This is a genomic window from Mycobacterium paragordonae, assembly GCF_003614435.1.
Taxonomy (GTDB): Bacteria; Actinomycetota; Actinomycetes; order Mycobacteriales; family Mycobacteriaceae; genus Mycobacterium; species Mycobacterium paragordonae.
This window is the reverse complement of sequence record NZ_CP025546.1, coordinates 4379342-4397925: the sequence shown is the minus strand read 5'-3', so window position 1 is coordinate 4397925 and position 18584 is coordinate 4379342. Positions and strand designations below refer to the sequence as shown.

At 65.6% G+C, this 18584-nt stretch carries 11 protein-coding genes and 3 pseudogenes; 9 read left to right on the top strand and 5 right to left on the bottom strand.

The features are described from left to right. Window positions 1-233: 233 nt before the first annotated feature. From C0J29_RS19980 to C0J29_RS34825, 3 genes and pseudogenes are all read left to right on the top strand, one after another. On the top strand, window positions 234-1487 hold the full coding sequence (locus C0J29_RS19980) for a cytochrome P450 (RefSeq protein ID WP_120793339.1): 1254 nt from the start codon (window positions 234-236) through the stop codon (window positions 1485-1487). Continuing rightward, on the top strand, window positions 1480-2127 hold the full coding sequence (locus tag C0J29_RS19975) for a TetR/AcrR family transcriptional regulator (RefSeq protein WP_120793338.1): 648 nt from the start codon (window positions 1480-1482) through the stop codon (window positions 2125-2127). Before C0J29_RS19980 ends, C0J29_RS19975 begins: the two co-directional genes overlap by 8 nt. Window positions 2128-2219: 92 nt before the next feature. Further along, window positions 2220-2433 (top strand): annotated as a pseudogene (locus C0J29_RS34825) (hypothetical protein); the annotation flags it as partial. On the opposite strand, the gene C0J29_RS19970 reads toward C0J29_RS34825, so the two are convergent. Genes C0J29_RS19970 through C0J29_RS19960 form a run of 3 tightly spaced genes read right to left on the bottom strand, consistent with a single transcriptional unit; the run spans window position 2432 to window position 5574 of the window. Then, window positions 2432-3334 carry a hypothetical protein gene (locus tag C0J29_RS19970; protein ID WP_120793337.1) on the bottom strand — a complete coding sequence of 301 codons (903 nt, stop codon included), beginning with the start codon at window positions 3332-3334 and terminating at the stop codon, window positions 2432-2434. The pseudogene C0J29_RS34825 and the gene C0J29_RS19970 overlap by 2 nt on opposite strands. 42 nt (window positions 3335-3376) lie before the next feature. Further along, a complete protein-coding gene (locus tag C0J29_RS19965; RefSeq protein WP_082994128.1) occupies window positions 3377-4072 on the bottom strand; it encodes a TetR/AcrR family transcriptional regulator in 696 nt (231 codons plus the stop codon). A 5-nt stretch (window positions 4073-4077) separates the two neighbouring features. Then, window positions 4078-5574 (bottom strand): FAD-dependent oxidoreductase, encoded by a 1497-nt coding sequence (locus C0J29_RS19960; RefSeq protein WP_065162784.1) that lies wholly within the window; start codon window positions 5572-5574, stop codon window positions 4078-4080. Window positions 5575-5682: 108 nt separating this feature from the next. Here C0J29_RS19960 and C0J29_RS19955 point away from each other — a divergent pair, with 108 nt between their 5' ends. Beyond that, window positions 5683-6894 (top strand): DUF7802 domain-containing protein, encoded by a 1212-nt coding sequence (locus C0J29_RS19955; RefSeq protein ID WP_133434947.1) that lies wholly within the window; start codon window positions 5683-5685, stop codon window positions 6892-6894. A gap of 435 nt (window positions 6895-7329) precedes the next feature. Further along, window positions 7330-9264: a glycoside hydrolase family 64 protein gene (locus tag C0J29_RS19950; protein WP_065162786.1), complete on the top strand. Its 1935-nt coding sequence runs from the start codon at window positions 7330-7332 to the stop codon at window positions 9262-9264. A gap of 269 nt (window positions 9265-9533) precedes the next feature. Here the strand turns inward: C0J29_RS19950 and C0J29_RS19945 are convergent, their stop codons facing one another. Continuing rightward, the gene (locus C0J29_RS19945) at window positions 9534-10772 is read right to left on the bottom strand and encodes an HNH endonuclease signature motif containing protein (RefSeq protein WP_120793335.1); all 1239 of its coding nucleotides are present in this window, start codon (window positions 10770-10772) and stop codon (window positions 9534-9536) included. A 247-nt stretch (window positions 10773-11019) separates the two neighbouring features. Here C0J29_RS19945 and C0J29_RS19940 point away from each other — a divergent pair, with 247 nt between their 5' ends. From C0J29_RS19940 to C0J29_RS34815, 3 genes and pseudogenes are all read left to right on the top strand, one after another. Then, complete coding sequence (locus C0J29_RS19940; RefSeq protein WP_240748627.1) at window positions 11020-11304, top strand: hypothetical protein; 285 nt, start codon at window positions 11020-11022, stop codon at window positions 11302-11304. A gap of 641 nt (window positions 11305-11945) precedes the next feature. Next, window positions 11946-12164: pseudogene (locus C0J29_RS34820) on the top strand (PE family protein); the annotation flags it as partial. Between the two features lie 1356 nt (window positions 12165-13520). Next, window positions 13521-13613, top strand: a pseudogene (locus C0J29_RS34815) (PE family protein); the annotation flags it as partial. Window positions 13614-14795: 1182 nt separating this feature from the next. Here C0J29_RS34815 and C0J29_RS19930 read toward each other — a convergent pair. Continuing rightward, a complete protein-coding gene (locus tag C0J29_RS19930) occupies window positions 14796-15641 on the bottom strand; it encodes a CDP-diacylglycerol diphosphatase (RefSeq protein WP_065165938.1) in 846 nt (281 codons plus the stop codon). 190 nt (window positions 15642-15831) lie between these two features. Between C0J29_RS19930 and C0J29_RS19925 the strand changes: the two genes are divergently transcribed. Next, window positions 15832-18582, top strand: coding sequence for a glycoside hydrolase family 2 protein (locus C0J29_RS19925; protein WP_242460491.1), 2751 nt, complete (start codon window positions 15832-15834; stop codon window positions 18580-18582). Window positions 18583-18584 lie beyond the last annotated feature (2 nt).

Below are 18584 nucleotides of genomic sequence, written 5' to 3'. Positions count from 1 at the left end.
GCGTTTCGTCGCGGTTGGTTGCTTTGGCTTGACAGGGGACGGGTTCCGCCGGCTTACCCTGCTGACGATCAGACGTTCGATCGCTTGAGTGTATGACCTTAGCGAGCCCCCGGGCCATCCTAGCTGGGAATACGTGACATTACCTTGACGTCTTTCGGGGATGGTCATACGCTCCAGTCATAGATGTCCGTACCACCGCCCCCGTCCGGGCGCTATCGGAAGGCGTGACACCAATGAGCGAGAACAGCCCTGCCCCAAACGTTTTCGACGCTGGCCTGCCCACCTTCAACTACAGTCTCACCGCCGCCCCGCAGGACATCCTCGAGGACCTCCGGGCGGCGCAATCGCGCGCACCCATCGCCATCGGGCCCATCGGACCGGAAATCCTGTCCTACGAGCTGGCTCGGGAGATACTGCGCGACAACAGGTTTCGCATGCCGCCAGGTATTACGCTGGCGGCGCAGGGGATCACCTCGGGCCCGTTGTACGACAAACTGATGAGCAGCCTCCTCGGACTCGACGGGCCGCCGCATACCCGCTTACGCAAACTGGTTTCACGAGCGTTCACGCCGCGTGCGACGGCGCGGCTTCAGGACACCATCAACGAGGTGGTGAATGGCCTGATCGATCAGGTAATCGACGCCGGACGTTGCGACATCGTGGCCGACATCGCGCGGCCGTATCCCACTCCCATCATGTGCGCGCTGATCGGTGCGCCGCGCGCAGACTGGCAGTTGTTCTCCCAATGGACCGACGAAGTGTTCAAAGCCTTCAGTTTTCAGACTGACGCCAATTTCGATGAGGCCGCGATCTTGGGAGCGTGGAGCGAACTCGATGCGTACGTCGATGACATGGTCGACGCACGGCGAAACCATCTGACCGATGACCTGCTCTCCGAACTCATCCGCGCTGAGAGCGACGGCGACCGGCTCAATCTCGACGAACTCCGCATGCTGGTGGCCGGCTTCTTGATGGCGGGAACGGACACGACACGGAATCAGTTGGCCGCGTCGGTGCAGGTGCTCTGCGACCATCCGGATCAGTGGGCGAAGCTGGGCGACCAACCAGAGCTCGCGATGCAGACGGTTGAGGAAAGCATGCGCCATTCGCCGGCCGTCTGTCTCGCGCCGCGCGCTGCCATGGAGGATGTCGAGTTCGCCGGTTACCTGTTCCCGGCTGGAACCTTCGTACTCGTGAATACCTTTGCGGCCAATCGTGATCCAGCGATCTACGACGATGCTGACCGCTTCGACATCGCGCGGCGGGACCTGCCCGCCATTCTGACCTTCGGCGGCGGCGCGCACTACTGCCTGGGAGCGAACCTGGCACGTCGGGAACTGGCAGATGCCCTGGCCATCCTCGCCCGGCGTCTCGCTGCACCCCATCGGGTCGGTGCGGCGCCGTGGAAATCCTTGCTGGGAATGTCCGGCCCGACGACACTGACGATCGAATTCGACGCGGAAAGGCTTGTGACAGCGGATGCGTAGTCGCGGCTGGGCGGGAGCGACGCCTGCCTCGGACGAAGAGGCGATCGCCCGCATTCTGGACGCGGTCGACGAGGTGGTCGCCGAAACCGGACCGGCGATACGCCTGGCCGACGTCGCCCGGAAACTCGGGGTCACGCGCCAGACGGTGTACCGGTACTTTCCTAACGCCGACGCGTTGCTGATCGCCAGTGGGATGCGTGCGGTCGACGGATTCCTCGACCAGCTCGCAGAACATGTCCGGGGACTCAACGACCCGGTCACCGCCGTCGTCGAGAGCGTGTCCTTCGGACTCGAAAATCTCAGCGGCGATCCGCAGCTGGAGAGCGTGCTGACGGATCGACGGGAGGGCCAGGCTGTCACGTCGCTGACCTCCGACACGGCAATTACATTTTGCTTGTCAGCTTTTCACCGCCTCGATGTCGATTGGAATCTGCACGGCTTCGATGACGCCGCGCTCGCTGAGCTTGCCGAAATGACCTTGCGTACCGTGCAGTCTCTGTTTACCGATCGCGGGCAGCGGCAGCGCGACGGCGTCGCACTACGCCGCTTTATTACCCGATGGCTCGGCCCAGCGATTCTGTATCAACGGCTGAAGTCGCTGCCGGGCTACGAACGGCATGCGTCCTCGGACCGTCGCTGAATATTTCCCCGGTAATCCCGGGTACAACCACGTGCCGGAGTTTCCGGTGGGTGCCTGCTTCGTCTCGTTGTTCTGAATAGGTTGTCTTGGGCGGCGTGCAGATCGCGATCAGTCCCTTCGACATCCTGGACATGACCCAACTCTCGGCACGCACCGACCGGGTACTGCCCAACGGGGTCTGTCTGCTGCTGCCGTTGAAATCGTGCGAACAAAGGCAATAGTTGCCTGAGTTGCGGACATTTCGCCACCGACGCCACTCACCAAGCAGAGTTGAGTGATCAACACGCCAAAACACTGGCCCTAGTCACTGCTGCGGGATGCCGCCCGTGACGAGTTCTGGTTCTGCAGAGCGGTTTTCGACGTATTCGTGGTGGTCGCGCATGAGGGTGACGAATCGGTAGCCGGTTAGGGCGGCGAAGAAACCGAGGGTCCATAGGGCGATGTTGCCGGCGGTGAGGTTGACCGGGTTGAAGTAGTTGAGCAGGCCCATTACGCCGAAGAACACGATGGGGGCTCCGTCGGACCAGGTCAGGGGACGATCTGCGTTGTGCTGCAGGGTGTTGCGGCCGAGTAAGGGCAGCATGACGAAGGTGAAGACGAGCATGGTGATGAACACGTACATGGCCCATCCCAGGGGGGCTGTGGGGTCACCGAGGAATGCGTCGTCGGCTGAGTAGGTGAGGCTTCGGCCTACCCAGTGGTAGATGTCGAATTTCACGCTGATCGCGTTGGTGACCAGCATGAGCCAGGAATGCACCATGCCGTAGAGCGCGCAGCGCCAGATGGTTTGCCACCAGGTCAGCGTGCGTGGGTCGACGACGACGCGGCCGTCGAGGATCAGGTTGACGGTGGCGTAGGTGGGCCACAGGATGGCGGCCATCATGACCGGGACGGCGACGGGGACGGCGCCCACGTGCACGGAGAACACGCCCAAGTGCCCGTAGCGGATATCGCCCCAAATGAATCCGCCGTAGCTGATGTTGGTCTGTTCGAAAGCCCATTCCAGCACTGAGGCGGTGGCGAAGAACGCGATCGTCAGTTTCAGAGCGAGGTGTTTCCACATATGACCCAGCAGCAGAACCATCATCGCAGCACTCATGACCATCATGGCCGCCGGCGGCAGTCCCATGCCCGCGGGTCCCGCGAGTGCCCATCCGCTCAGGGCCAGGTAGATCACACACGCCGCCAAGACTGCTTTGTCCAGCATTGTGATCGACTTCCTTTCCGTTGTGGTGGTTGCAGGGGTGGATCAGTGGGTGAACAACTCGCCGTCGAAGGCGGCGAGCAGGATGTCGACCATGGCGTCCATGTTGCTGTCGGGTAGGCCGTGGCTGAGCAGCCCGATGCCCATGGCTGCGCCGAGGAACGCCATGATCAGTTCCATATCGGTTGCGGTGGTATGGATTTCGCCGCGGCTGCGGGCAGCGGAGAACATGTCGACCAGCGAGGTCATCAGTTCGGTGCCCTCTTGCAGGGAGGGCAGCAGGTCGGGATGGCGCCGGATTTCGATCGGGATGGAGGCCAGAAACGGTGTGATGGCCGGGGTGTGTCGGTGCGTGCGGGCAGAGGCCCGGAAGATGGCCTTGATCTTGTCCCGGACCGGGCCGTCGAGGTCGATCGCGTCGCGGTAGGCGGGTAGCAACTCGGTCAGGGCGGCGTGAAACGCCGCTTGGTACAGCTCGCGTTTGGAGGCGAAGTATTGGTAGGTCGAGGAGTGGGTGATGCCGGCTGCGGCGGCGATCTCGGTCATCCGGGCACCGGCATACCCGTGCATCCCGAAATGCTGCTGAGCGGCTTCGACCAGGCGTGGGATGGTCTCTTCTGCTGAGCTACCCGGTGGGCGGCCGAGTTGTTTGGCTGCTCCGGTTCGTCGTCGCGAAACGTTGTGGCGTGCCGAGCCACTCATGACGGAGGCCGACGCGTTACGGCTGAGCCCAGCATTCATCGAAGCTACCCGACCGGTGCCAGCGGTTCGGCGGAGCTTTTGCCCATCGCCTTATTACGCAATGCGGTGTAATCGGTGTCAGGCGGCGGCAATTGCGGTGGCACCGGAGGCGGGATTTTGCTGAGCCCGAGCAGCGCTTTGACGGCATACCGCAACAGGCCGGCCACCACTCGCGGATTCCTCAGCAGTTCGAACACGGTTTCTTGCAGGTTGTAGACCCTGTCGAAATGGATCTGCACCGCTTCGTCCTCCCAGCACGCTTGTGACACGAAATGAAAGACCGGCCAGGTGGATTTGCGCATCAGCCGCTTGCGGGCGCCGTCGGGCAGCGCCTCGCTGCCGGTCGCCAGCGGGTAACCGCCGTCGCGGCTCAGCGCCAACGTCCATGCGCCTTTGAGGAATGTGGCTTGCTCGGCATAAAACGCTTTCGGAAACTGCGCCGAGGCCGGATCGATTGTCTGCGACAGGCGCCGCACGATGATTGCCGCGGTGGAGGCACACGACATCCCCTGGGCGTAGATCGGATTGAACGCGCACACCGCGTCGCCGAGGGCGATGAAACCGCGTGGGGGAGCCGCCAGACGGTCGAAGCGCCGCCACACATTGCGCGTCGAGCGGGTGTGGTGGACATCGGACAACGGTTGGGACGCAGCGAGTAATCGGGAGAATTCCCGCGTGCGCGTCTGGCGGGCCGCGGCCTCGTAGGATTCGACATCGGTCGGCATGCTCAGGCCCCACGACCCCATGACCGCGATGAAGCTGTCGTTCTCGATCGGGAAGACCGAACACAGATACTGATGCGGTTCGGGTGCAGCGGGATTCGGGTCCGGGAACGTGGTCAGGAAGCGGTACCACGGCAGGGTGTCTTTCGGCCACTGATACCAGCGCGAGGAATAGCTGACTTTGGCATCCAGGGTGAGTTCTTCAGGCGCCTGGCCGAACTGCTGCATCCATTTCGCGGCGCGGCTGCCCCGGCCACCGGCGTCGACGACGAAGTCGGCGCCCAGCTGCTGGGGTCCACCGTCGGCGTCGCGGTAGGCCACTCCGGTCACGATCGGCCCGCCGGTATCGCTGCGCGACAGCAACTGCTCCACTCGGGACTGCTCGATCAGGGTGATGTCGGGGTCCTCGGCTATGAACTCCCGGATCGTCATCTCGATCATCGGCCGCGAGGCGAAGAACATGCGCATATCGGTGCGCGAGCGGGGCGCCCAGCCGTTGATGAGGCAATTCGCGGCTTGCAGTCCCGGATCGATTTCGCAGCCGCCGTTGGCGAGCAGGCGAGCGGTGAAGCCGGGGAAGAGGCTTTCGATCGCTTCGCGGCCCGCGGCGAGCAGGAAGTGATTGTGCCAGGCCTGCGGGGTGCCGCGCCGGCCTTCGGGAACACCGGGCAGCGAATCCGCCTCGAGGATCGAGACGGTGGCGAAGCGGTGCTGCAAAGCGCGTGCGGCGCACAAGCCGCCGATGCTGGCGCCGATCACAACGGCGTGCCCTTGGCGCATGAACCCCTCCTGACGGTGGTGGAGCGCGTGTCCGGCGACTCTAGCATATCCAACAGACGTGTCTGATAGTTATAGTTGGGCAAGGCGGGACGACCGAAAGGGGTGGCGGTGAATACGTGCACGCCGGAGTTCGCCCGTCTGACCGCACCGATCGAGGGTGTGCGGTGCGACGGGAATCCGTTCCTGACCCTGCGCAATCCATTCGCTCTGCAGCACTGGACGTTTCCGGTGATCGAGGCGCTGTTGATCATCGGCGCGATCGCGTGCCTGGTGCATGCGCTGCGCTGGTATCGCCGGCGCGGGGACTCCTCGAACCTGGTGCTGTGGTGCGCGCTGGTGCTGGCGCTGCTGCTGGTCGAGCCGGTGACCTATTTTCCACAGTGGTTCGGCTTGCAGGATCAGATCGGACTGGTGTTCGCCCACGGGCAGTTCTCGGTGCAGTTCTTCTTCGACCGGTTGCCGGACTACATCGTCGCCATGTATCCAGTATTCGGTTACGTCGCTTACGCGTTGGTGCAACGGACCGGCATCTTCACCCGCTACAACGCCGTCGTCGGCGCAACGTGTGTCGCGTTCGGGTTTCTGTGTTTCTTCGAAGTCATCGACACAGTCGGCCCGCAATGGCGCTGGTGGGTATGGAACACCGAGATCCCCACGGCCAAACCCTCAATGGGAGTGGTTCCCTACGCCAGCCTGCAAGGCTTTTCGCTGATCGTGCCGTTCGCCATCGCACTCGTCACCAGGATTTCGGCCCGCACACCGGCCCACGGCTGGCAGATCGTCCGCAATGTCGTTCTGGCGAGTTTGGGGGTATGGCCGCTGATGGTGCTCAGCAACGTGCTGTCGCTGGCACTTGGCCTGGGCACCTCACAACAGACGGGCCGATTCATCGCGACCTGGCTGCTGATCAGCGCAGCCGCAGCGATCACCGCCTACGCCTTCGTCGGGGCCTACCGAACCCGGCTACATGACCCATCAATCACACCGAAAGATGTTGCCCGCGACCACTTTGCAGCCGTTTGCGCGATCATCTATCTCGCCTTCGGAGCCCTCTTCTGGATTGCTGCACTACCCGACTACCTCGCCGCACGCAACGGAGTCACACCCTCAGGAGACCCGACCGGCTCACTGACCTTCGCCGTCCTCAACTACCTGATGTCCATCGCCTTCACCTGGGGCGCCTACACACACAGCCATGGCCGCCGCGTGATCGGCCGCCAACCGCTGACAAATCACCGATCACGCCTCGCCCAAACGCGTAACGCGAACCGTCACATCCCCGACACCGCCACACACGGGGCATCCAGATCCGACCCATAGATAACACTGTTCCCCACGGCCGGAACTCCCCTTACCCAAAATCACGAGACACAGTCGGACACACCCCTCAATCACTTACAGATAAGCAGAGTTTTGCCGCGAACTCGGTCGCCGCGTCCGCGGGCGCGAGGCTGGTGCGCTGGGCTGTCGGCCAGCACGATGAGTCGCTCCCTCGGATTGGTTGTTCATTCACGATGGCGAAGGCCGCCGATAAATTCCGGCACGCGTCAGAACGATCGTCGGTTTCGTCTCACTCTTAGACACCGATGCCGATCCCTCTCACGAAAGTGGCAGGTCCCGATCCGTCCACGAGATCTCCTCGTCCCGACGCCGTCAAATATTTGTCGCAATGTGTGCGGCCCTGTTGACCTTTGGACATTCGCCGGTAAAGCTCTTTCGAGTATTTCGCGTGAATGGGTTGCCTGGAGGTGTGGAATGTCGTTTGTCTGCGCGGCGCCGGAGATGGTGGTCACGGCGGCCTCGGATTTGGTGCTGATCGGCTCGTCGGTCACGAAAGCCAATGCGGCGGCGGCGGGTTCCACGACAACGCTGCTGGCCGCCGGTGCGGATGAGGTGTCGGCGGGGATAGCCGCGCTGCTGGGCGAGCACGGGCAGGCTTATCAGGCGATCAGCGCGGAGATTGCGACGTTTCAGCAGCGGTTTGTGCAAGCCCTCAATTCTGGGGCCGGCGCGTATGCCGCCGCGGAGGCTGCCAGCGCGGTGTCCTTGCAGTCCATCGAGCAGAGCATCCTCGATGTGATCAATGCGCCCTTCAACCTCTTATTGGGGCGGCCGCTGATCGGCAATGGCCGCAATGGAGCCCCGGGGACCGGTCAGGCCGGTGGACCGGGCGGCATCTTGTGGGGTGATGGTGGTGCCGGCGGGTCCGGCGCGGTCGGACAAACAGGTGGTGCCGGGGGAGCGGCGGGCTTGTTCGGTCGTGGCGGCACCGGTGGCGCCGGCGGAGTCGGTGCTACCGGCAACACGACCAGCGTTGCGGGTCAGACCGGCGGTCCCGGTGGCTCTGGCGGGGCGGGCGGGGTCGGCGGTCAAGGCGGGCTGCTGTTCGGTATTGGTGGCACCGGCGGTGCCGGTGGAGTTGGCGGGACTGGTGGAGTCGGAGGGCCCGCCGATGCCGCAGGAAATTTCGGAGCCGGCGGTCCCGGCGGGACTGGCGGGCTGGGCGGTGCCGGTGGCGCGCCCGGTTTCTTGGGGAGCCCCGGTCATGCGGGTCTCAACGGAGCCAACGGCCTTCCCGGCGGATTTCGCGTTGGCCCTTTCATCAATAACACGGGTTTAAGCAACAGCGAGGTCTACCTGACCCTGCTCGGCCAGACGACACCCGGCCAGTGGTCGTGGATCGACCAGAACGGCATAGCCCACCACATCGACTCCAGTGCCGCGAACGCGCCTGGTCACCTCACCTACAACGGGGTGAATTACGCCAATATGTCGTTCACCCTCGACCAGACCGGTAACTTCTCGATCCCGTCGGAATTTCAGGGCGGCCGGATCTTCATGTCGATGAAGAACCCGCTCTACATCGGCATTGCCGCCGACAACTCGGGCTGGGCGGGTCTCGACCCCGCGAATCCTGCCGATCCGAACTACAACACGGTTTACGACTGGTACGAGATGACCTACAAGTACGGCTCAGTCGCCTTCGGTGGTAACACCACGCAGGTGGACCAGTTCGGGATGCCGTTCTCGTTCGAGCTGGGGCAGAGCTCCACCGGGTTTGACGCCACCCGCGGCATCACACTGACGCGAGCCCAAGTTTTCCAGCAGTACGCGGCCTCGGTCCCGGCCGAGTTCCAGGCATTGGTACTGCACGACGGCACCGGCGACCCGCTGCGGATTTTGGCCCCGCGCAGCGCCACGCCCGGCGGCCTGGCCAGCTGGCTCGATCAACCCATCAACGACTTCTGGTCGAATTATCAAGCCCACCAATTCATTTACGACGGTCCCGGATACACGGTGACCGGAAACATCGACGGCGGCGGACTGTTCCATTACAACGTCACCCCAGACGGCGGAGCCACCTCTACATACACCATGGTCAAGCCCACGACGGCGCAGGTTTTCGCTTCCAACGGCCCATTCGTCGGCGCCGATCAACAGGGGGCGTTCCTCGCCGAACTCAACGCGGCGTTCAACCGCGGCGTGGCGATTGCGCCGGATCAGTGGGCCAACGTCGCCGCCTACTATCCAACCGGAGGGCGGTGGAACAACTGGGCACAGTTCTTCCACACCAACAGCATTGCCAACCTCGCCTACGGCTTCCCCTTCGACGACGTCAACAACCAGAGTTCGGTGCTGATCCTCAACAACGCACAGCCGCCTACGCGTCTTTCATTCATCCTTAACTAGTGCGCCGCGTCTTGCCGGTGGCGAGCCGTCGTCACGGTATTGATGTGTACGCGTGCGGACGCGTCGGCCGGACGTACTCTGAACGCCGGCAGTTCAGCCAGGTATGACTGATTCCGTTGTGGCGCATAGTATTTCATCAGCTGAGTGGGACATGCATTGCTGCGGATGCCGTAAAGCGCAGCGGCGCCAGTGATGCTTCAACCGAACCCGACTTCCGACCTGCTCAGCTGCGGCCTGTCTCAGCCTCGACACGCGGCCGCCGAAACAAGCTAGTTGGTGGTGGGCGGTGGTTGGGGTTGGAAGGGGGTGTACCACATCCATTGGGCGCGTTCGCCGGTGGGCCCGGGGTAAGGCGCGACGTCGGGTGGGGTGCTGGTGGGTGGTCGGGCCAGGGATCCGAGCTGCAGGATGGCGCCGTCGCGGTCGGTGACGGTCAGGTGGTCGGCGTCGCCGGTGATGGTGATCTCCCCGCGGTGATGCTCGCGGTGGTGATACGGACACAGCAGGATCAGATTGATCAGCTCGGTGGGGCCGCCGTGTTCCCAGTGCCGGATGTGATGAGCGTGCAGGCCGCGGGTGGCCCCGCAGCCGGGCACCGCGCAGCAGGGGTGGCGGTGTTCCAGGGCGCGGCGCAGCCGCCGGTTGATCGTGCGGGTGGTGCGGCCGGCGCCGATCGGCTGGCCGTCGCGCTCAAACCACACCTCACAGGTGGCATCACAGGTCAGGTACTGGCGGTCGCCCTCGGTGAGCAGCGGGCCCAGGTGCAGTGCGGCGGCGGGCTTGTCGACGTCGAGGTGCACCACCACGGTGGTGTGCGCGGCGTGTGGGCGGGCGGTGGCCTCAGCGTCCCAGCCGGCCTCGATCAGCCGCATAAACGCATCCATCGTGTCAGGCATCGGCGGCGCCGACTCCGACGCACCCTCGGGGCGGTCGTGTTTCCACTGGGTGATCAGCGCCTCCCGATGCGACGCCAATGCGGCCTCGAACGTCGCCGCCTGCGGGGCCGCCAGGGTGATCCGCCAACACGTGGCCTCATCGGTGCTGGTTTTGCTGATCGCCGGGGGCGGGCGCCGATCCGGTTTCGGGCGCGGTTCGCCCTTGATCGCGGTGCGCAACTGGCTGACCGAGGCATAGCGGGCCAACTGCTCATAATGAGCGTCTGAGCCGTCCCCGGCCCGCGCGGCGATCACCCCGACCTGATCTAGCGACAACCACCCCTCGCGCAGGCCTGCCACACACCGAGGAAACTCCTGGGCCCGCCGCGCCACCGTCGCGATCGTCTCGGCATTGCCCCGGGTGGTGCCCAGCTTCCAGGCCACCACCGCGGCCACCGAGCGCGCCCCGGTCATCCCCCACAACCCGTCCCCGTCGATCTCCGCGACGATCTCCACGATCCGCCCGTCAATCGCGTTGCGCTGCCCCGCCAACTCCGACAACTCCTCGAACAACACATCCACACGCTTGACCGGAGGCCGCTGAAAAGAGCCCGCCAAGGCAGTCACCGACATAACCCCATCCTCCCAGCGGGGTACGACAAGTTAATCCGAGGCGTAACCGGCCGGGCAGGTCCGAGGCGTAATCCGGCCGGGCAGGTCCGGGGCCCGCGGGGCCGGCGGCGATCCGGGATGAGCGCACACACGCCTGACGGGCCCCTGAACGAGGGATGGCACGTGCGTGACGTTTCGGGGTGCCGTACCTGATTGTCGTGCGCGCTCGGGCCACGCGGGCTATGACATTACGGTGAGCAACCACCGTGTGAACCTGACCCTGCAGGAGAGCTCGTTGATCGGCGAAACCCATGCCGACGCTTTGGAGCGCATGGATGAGAAGCAGTTGAAAGATCTGCAGGGCCGGCTCAGGGCTGCGCGGGAGAAGAACTTCAGCCTGTTGCGGCGCCAAGGTGCGGCCCGAGTGGAGGCCGAAGGCGCGCGGGGGGCCGCCCAGCCGGCCAACGAAAGACGCGGTGAAAAGGTCGCGGTTTTCGACGAGGCGCTGACCCGGGTGAACCAGCGCCTCGACTCCATCCGTGAAATCGGCTGACCCGCCCGGTCGCGGGTGCTTCGACGCTTCCGCCGTTGCGGCGGTTGATTTTTCGAGTATGTAGGGCACGTCGCCCGACTTCGACACGCTCACGGCTGCCGCTCTAACCATCAACGGGCGCGCATATCGCCGGCCAGAGTTTGAGGCATCTGCCCCATGATCCAACACCCGGCCCCGGCGAACAATCAGCCTATGAAACGTTATGTGACAACTTATTACGGGACCCAGAGCCACCACTTCCTACGGCCAGCGGGCGGCGGACCACTGGCTGATTAGTCAGATCTGACTATCGCCGGGTGCTGGAAAATGCCTAGTTGTGGTCATGACGGGCCACTGTCTCGCCCCATAGCGTCATGGCATGACCAGCATCGCGTCAGAGGAGCCGGGGCATGAGCCACTCCATCGCAACCGGTGAACCGCTCGGAGACGTAATCCGTTCCGGCGAGTCGAAGTCCAAGAAGCCAGGGCTGACTACCCGCTGAAATTCGCACCCGCATGAATTGCTCCTTCGGCGGCGGCTGAGGCACACCAAGCCGGCCGCCGCTACAACACCAAATCTCTTCAAAGCTCACCAGACGGCGGTCTGGCGATCAAACCACCCGTCACGGCCGTGGGGTCATGACTCGCAGGAAGGTGTCGAAATGTCCTATGTCATCGCGCTGCCGGAGGCAATGAGCACGGCGGCAACAGATTTGGCCGGTCTCGGTTCTTCGCTTCAGTCAGCCAACGCTGCGGCGGCGGCCCGTACCACCGGTCTGCTGGCTGCCGCCGAGGATGAGGTTTCGATCGCCATCGCCGAACTGTTCGGGACGTTCGGTCAGGGTTATCAGAGCGCGAGCGCGCAGGTGGCGGTGTTTCATGAGCAGTTCGTGCAGGCGATGACCGGGAGCGCAAATTCGTACGCGACCGCCGAATCCGCTGCGGCACAGCCTCTGCAGAGCCTGCTCGATGTGGTCAACGCCCAATTTGTGGCACAGACCGGACGCCCGTTGATCGGCAACGGCGCCAACGGAGCCGCCGGGACAGGACAAGACGGTGGCGCGGGCGGATGGTTGATCGGCAACGGCGGGGCCGGTGGGTCAGGAACTTCGACCGCGGGCGCTGACGGCGGCAAGGGTGGTGCCGGTGGAGCCGCGGGACTGTTCGGCAGCGGTGGCGCCGGTGGGGCCGGTGGTACCGCCACGACGGCGGGCAAGGCCGGTGGGGCCGCCGGGTCGGGCGGCAACGCCCTGCTGGTCGGGTCAGGTGGCGCCGGCGGCGTCGGAGGGTCCTCGACCGACGCCGGAGGCGCGGCAGGCGGGGCAGGCGGACGCGGCGGCAACGCCGGCATGCTCTTCGGGGCCGCCGGCACCGGCGGCACGGGCGGATTCACCTTCGGCAACGCGACCGGCGGCGCAGGTGGAACCGGTGGAACCGGCGGGCTGTTCACCGACGGCGGTGTCGGCGGGTCCGGCGGGGCCGGCGCTTCGGGCGGGGCCGGCGGTGCCGGCGGCGATGGTGGAACATTCGGCGCCGGCGGCACGGGCGGTGCCGGCGGGACCGGCACGTCCACCACCGCCGGGACCACCGGCGGGGCCGGCGGCGCGGGCGGTGCCGGCGGAATGTTCGGAGCCGGTGGCACCGGCGGCAGCGGCGGTTCGAGTCTCGGCAGCACCGGTGGGGCCGGTGGGGCAGGCGGCAACGCCGGCATGTTCGGCTTCGGCGATGGTGGTGCCGGGGGCGCCGGCGGAGAAGGACTCAACAACGGCCAGACCGCCGGCGGGGCGGGCGGTGCCGGCGGCAATGCCGGCCTGCTGACCGGCAACGGCGGGGCCGGCGGTGCCGGCGGCCTGGGTCGCACCACCGGCGGCACTGGCGGCGCCGGCGGAACCGCCGGCCAGCTGATCGGCTCGGGCGGCACCGGCGGCAGCGGCGGGGCTGCCGTCACCACCGGCGGCACCGGCGGCGCCGGCGGCAAGTCCGGAGTACTCGGCAACGGAGGCAACGGCGGCAACGGCGGGGCCGGGGTGACCACCGGCGGCAACGGCGGGACCGGCGGCGACGGTGTGCTGATCGGCAACGGCGGCAACGCCGGCAGCGGCGGGACGGGCGGGGTTACCGCGGGCAAGGCCGGCCTCGGTGGCGTCAGCGGGCTGCTGTTGGGCGCCGACGGTTTCAACGCACCGCTGAGCACCAACCCGCTGCACGTCCTGCAACAGGATGCGCTCAACATCGTCAACCAGCCCGTCCAGGCACTGACCGGGCGTCCGCTGATCGGCAACGGCGCCAACGGAACTCCGGGAACCGGAGCAGCCGGTGGGGACGGCGGCTGGCTGTTCGGCAACGGTGGTAACGGCGCGCACGGCGCGACCAACACCGCCGCCGGCGGGGCGGGTGGCGCGGGTGGTGCCGGGGGTGCCGGGGGCATCCTGTTCGGCAACGGCGGCACTGGTGGCGCGGGCGGCATCGCCAACGGAGCCGGTGGCATCGGGGGGACCGGCGGCGCCGGCGGCTCAGCTTTGCTTAACGGCGCCGGCGGCACCGGCGGTGACGGCGGGCAGGCCTTGAACGCCGGTAAGGGCGGGGCAGGCGGGATCGGCGGCAACGCCGGGTTCTTCTCGGGCGCCGCCGGTACGGGCGGTCACGGTGCTGGACCCGGTGCCACCGGGGTGGGCGGGGCCGGCGGTACCGGCGGCCTGTTCGCCGACGGCGGAGTCGGCGGGGCCGGCGGAGCCGGGGCCACGGGCGGGGCCGGCGGCAAGGGGCTGGTGTTCGGCGATGGCGGCACCGGCGGATCCGGGGGCCTCTCCGGCAATGGCGGGGCCGGCGGCACCGGCGGGGTGTTCGGGGCGGGCGGTACCGGCGGCTCCGGTGGTTCTGGCGGCAACAACGGCGGGGCCGGTGGCGCGGGCGGCAACGCCGGCGCGTTGTCCTTCGGCGCCGGCGGGGCCGGCGGCAGCGGCGGGGCCGGCACCTCGACCGGCGGGGCCGGCGGCGCCGGGGGCAACGCCGGCGTGCTGTTCGGCTCGGGCGGCGCGGGCGGCAACGGCGGGCACGGTGGCGCGGGCGGTAGCGGCACCCAGCAGGGCGGCGCCGGGGGCGCGGGCGGCAACGCCGGCCTGCTGTCCGGCTCCGGCGGCGCCGGTGGTGCCGGCGGGTCCGGCGCCAACGCCAACGCCAACGGCAACGGCACGGGCGGTGCAGGCGGGAACGGCGGCAAGGCCGGCGTCACCGGCAGCGGCGGTGACGGCGGGGCCGGCGGATTCGGAGCCACCACCGCGGGCAAGGGCGGAAACGGCGGCGACGCCCAGATCATCGGCGACGGCGGCAACGGCGGCAACGCCGGCAAGGCCGGTGGCACGGCCGGCACCGGCGGCACCGGCGGACTGTTGCTCGGCAACAACGGAAACAACGGCAAGGCGTAAGCGCAGCGCGGCGGTCACAGAACTCGTCTTACGCACCAAATGCGTTGGCGGCGTAGGGGAATAGGCTGTGATCTCAGGAGCGCACGGTCAGCTCCGCGAGATGAGACTGTCGATCGCCTCGGTGCCGAAGTCCTTTCCGATCCGCAGTTCAGGGTTGTGTTCGGGTTCCCCGGCATCGGGTTTGCCCTGCGTACTGAGGATGTAGAAGCCCTTGTTAGGTGCGGCGGAGACGACAGCTATGGACTGCTGGAACATATCGTTTTGCGAGATGTTGTCCTTGACCAGTTTGAAGACGTTCGAGTCGAGGTCGTTCACTCGCACGATTCGGTAGACGTGGCCCATCACGACGTACATGCTCGTGTTCCACTTCGACAGATCCGTCGGGATCCCTTTGAGGCCGTTCAGGTCGGTCCTGGCCTGGTGCTGAAAGCCCGAGAGATGTATGTGTAACTGATCCTGCTTGCGGCCGTGGAAAGAATTGATGCCCAGCATGATGTCAACGCCCTGGAACCGCTTGACCGCCTCATCCCAGGCGGGCTTCCAGAGGTTGAAGGCCTTCGGGCCCCAGATCTCCGCGCATTCGACTCCGGTGACGCGCGCCCGCGGTATCGCCAACAGGTCGTGTTTGCCCTGCCCGCCGTCCTTCAGGGCCCATGATTCGTTGACGAAGATGTTGGGCGAGGGGTTGGCCGGCGGGGGATAGTGGTCTTTGACGGCCTTCCAGAGCTCGAGTCTGGGTCCGCTGTCGTTCGGGGATCCGCAGCTGTCAGGCGGGTGGAAACCCGGGTCGGCAAGAGCCGGCCACGATGACGTCCCAGCCGGCGAGAGACCGACGCCCAGGAGGCATGCAGCGATGACGACTACCACCCCGAACAGGCCTGCAGCAAGACTGATACGCCGTCTGCCGGTGCCGCTGACCGGTGAATCCCCCATGTGACTGCTCCTTGATCAGAATCAGCAGAATTACTGAACCAGCAATATAACTTTCGTCGACGCCTTCCGGCCCGTAATCGACCATGCCCGCGGTCCGCAGTCGTCTCGTAGTCGGCACCCGGCTCTGTTGGCGTCGGCAGACGGACGACGGCATGATGAGGCGAACACACGTGTCGAGGAGCCGAGGAGCATGCTGAAGGTCGCCGTCAAGATCTTCATCATGCTGGCGCTGTCCTCGCTGTCGCTGTGTGCGGCGGCGTACTCGCCACTGGCCACTCATGCTCCCTCCGCTGCACCGGACCGCCTTGAGCTGTCGAACAATTGGACGCTGTCTCCCGCGACGAAGACCTCGATGAACGGCGACGCCCTGTCTCTCGCCGACTATGACGCCACCGCCTGGTACAAAATCGCGCGCATGCCGGCCACCGTGCTGGAGATACTCCGGGAAAACGGTGTCTATCGAGATCTCTACGTAGGCAAGAACCTTCGAGACCACGTGCCGCAGGATCTGTATCGCCAAGATTGGTGGTACCGCACCGAGTTCACCGCTCCACCGGACCGGACGACCTACGTGTTGGACTTTCCCGGCATCAACTACCGCGGTGAAATCTGGTTGAACGGGCACCTGGTAGCCGACCGCACGCAGGTGGTCGGCATGTACGTGACTCACGAATTGGATGTGACGCGGTGGATTCGGCCCGGGCAGTCAAACGTCTTGGCGGTGAAGGTGACGCCCGAGCGTGCGCTTCAAGATGTGGACGGTGTCGAGCTGGCCGACAGTTGGAACGACTGGATCAATTGGGATTACCTCGGCCTACCGTCGCCAGATAATGATCCGGATCGGCGGGGAACATCTTTCGTCGCCGACCGCAATGCCGGCATCTGGAAGCCGGTGTACCTGAAATCGCTGGGAGACGTGGGAATCGGTGCCGCGACCGTCAATTCGGAACTTCCGTTGCCCCGCACCGACAGCGCGCGGTTGACGATTCACGCCGAGGTTCACAATTACTCCGCGCGACGCGCACGCGGCGTTCTGAGCGCCACGATCACCCGGCCGGACGCGTCGACGGTCCGCGTGGAGCAGGCGGTCACCCTGGCACCCGGCGAGAATCGTCAAATCACCGCAACACCGAATGAATTCGCACAATTGAACCTGCACCGGCCGGATCTCTGGTGGCCGTACACCATGGGCCGGCCGGCGCTGCACGATCTGCGGCTGGAGTTCCGCGTCGACAACCGGCCCAGCGATACCAGAGAACTTCATTTCGGCATCCGCACCGTCACCCAGCATCGCGACGAAGGATTCTCCGGCGACGGCGGAGACTTCTATCTCCAAGTCAACGGCAAGAACTTCCCGATCCGCGGCGCGGCTTACACGCCCGATCTGCTGTTCCGGTACGACCCGGACCGGGAGACCACGATTCTGCGATACGCAAAGGATCTGGGTCTGAACATGTTACGACTCGAGGGCAAACTCACCAGCGAACACCTCGTCGAAACGGCGGACGAGCTCGGCATTCCGCTCATGGCCGGCTGGATGTGCTGCAACCAGTGGGAGAAGTGGGCGCAGTGGGATCCCGAAGATGACCGGGTGGCAATGGCGAGTATGCGCTCACAGATCGAATCGCTGCGATCCCACGCATCGGCGTTCATCTGGGCGAATGGCAGCGACGGCCTGCCCCCGCCGGACATCCGGGCGCGATACCGGTCCATCCTCGATGAGTTGCATTGGCAGAACGCCACTGTCGACACTTCCTCCCTCCAGTCGAGGGACGGCGACGGCATGGCCCAATGGGACGGAATCGACATGACGGGTCCCTATACCTGGCGACCGCCCAGCTATTGGTTCAGCCGCCGCTACGGTGCCACCTGGGGCGCGTCCGCTGAACAGGGCAGCAATGAACAGATTCCGCCGTTCGCCAGCCTCAGGAAGTTCATCCCGCCCGACCAGCTGTGGCCGATCAACGACACCTGGTATTTCCACGCCGGGGGCCAACCGAAGAACGGGGCCCTGCTTAGTGCTCAACGGTCGATCGGCCTGCGGTACGGCCCGTCCGACAGCGCCGAGACGTTCGCCGCCAAAGCGCAACTGGCTCAATACGAGTCGGCCCGCGCGCAGTTCGAGGCCTTCGCCGCCACGGGATGGGACCGGCACAAGATGACCATATACTGGATGCTGAACAGTCACTGGCCGTCGTTCTTCGGCCAGCTCTTCGACTACTACCTGCGCCCGGGCGGTGCCTATTTCGGCGCCAAGAAGGGGCTGCGGCCACTGTCGGTCGTATTCGACTCCTACGCCGACGGCGACGGCAACTCGGGACGCATCAGCGTCGTCAACCAGACACAGCAGGACGAGCGTGATCTCCTCGTCCGGATTCGCATCTACGACCTGCAGGGAACACTGCAGGCCGAGCGAATCTCGCAGCGCACCAACGTATCCGCGGGAGGCGCCGCACAAGCCATGACGATACCCCGGGGGCTCGCCAATTCGCCCGTCTTCTTCGTCAGGGCTCAGCTGACTCGCAACACCGGCGAGGTCGTCACCGAGAACGTCTACTGGCAGTCCCAACAGCCCGATGACGTCGGGGATCCCGACAATGACCGTGCGTTCGACTCGATGCAGGTCAGTTGGGCGGACATGACCGCCTTGAGCTCCATGCCGCGGGTGCCGCTCGACGTCACTGCTCAGGCCGCCGACGGGAGCGTGGTCGTCCGGCTACACAACCCCACACACAACGTCGCGTTCTTCGAGCGCGCCGAGGTGATGTCCTCGCGCGACGGCGACGAGATCCTGCCGATCGAGTACGACGACAACTACGTGACGGTGTTTCCGGGGGAGACCGTCGACATCCGGGGAACCACCGAACACCAGGATTCGTCGGCGCTTTGGGTACGAGTGACCGGACACAACACGTCGCCGATCACCGTTCCTGTAGCGTAAGG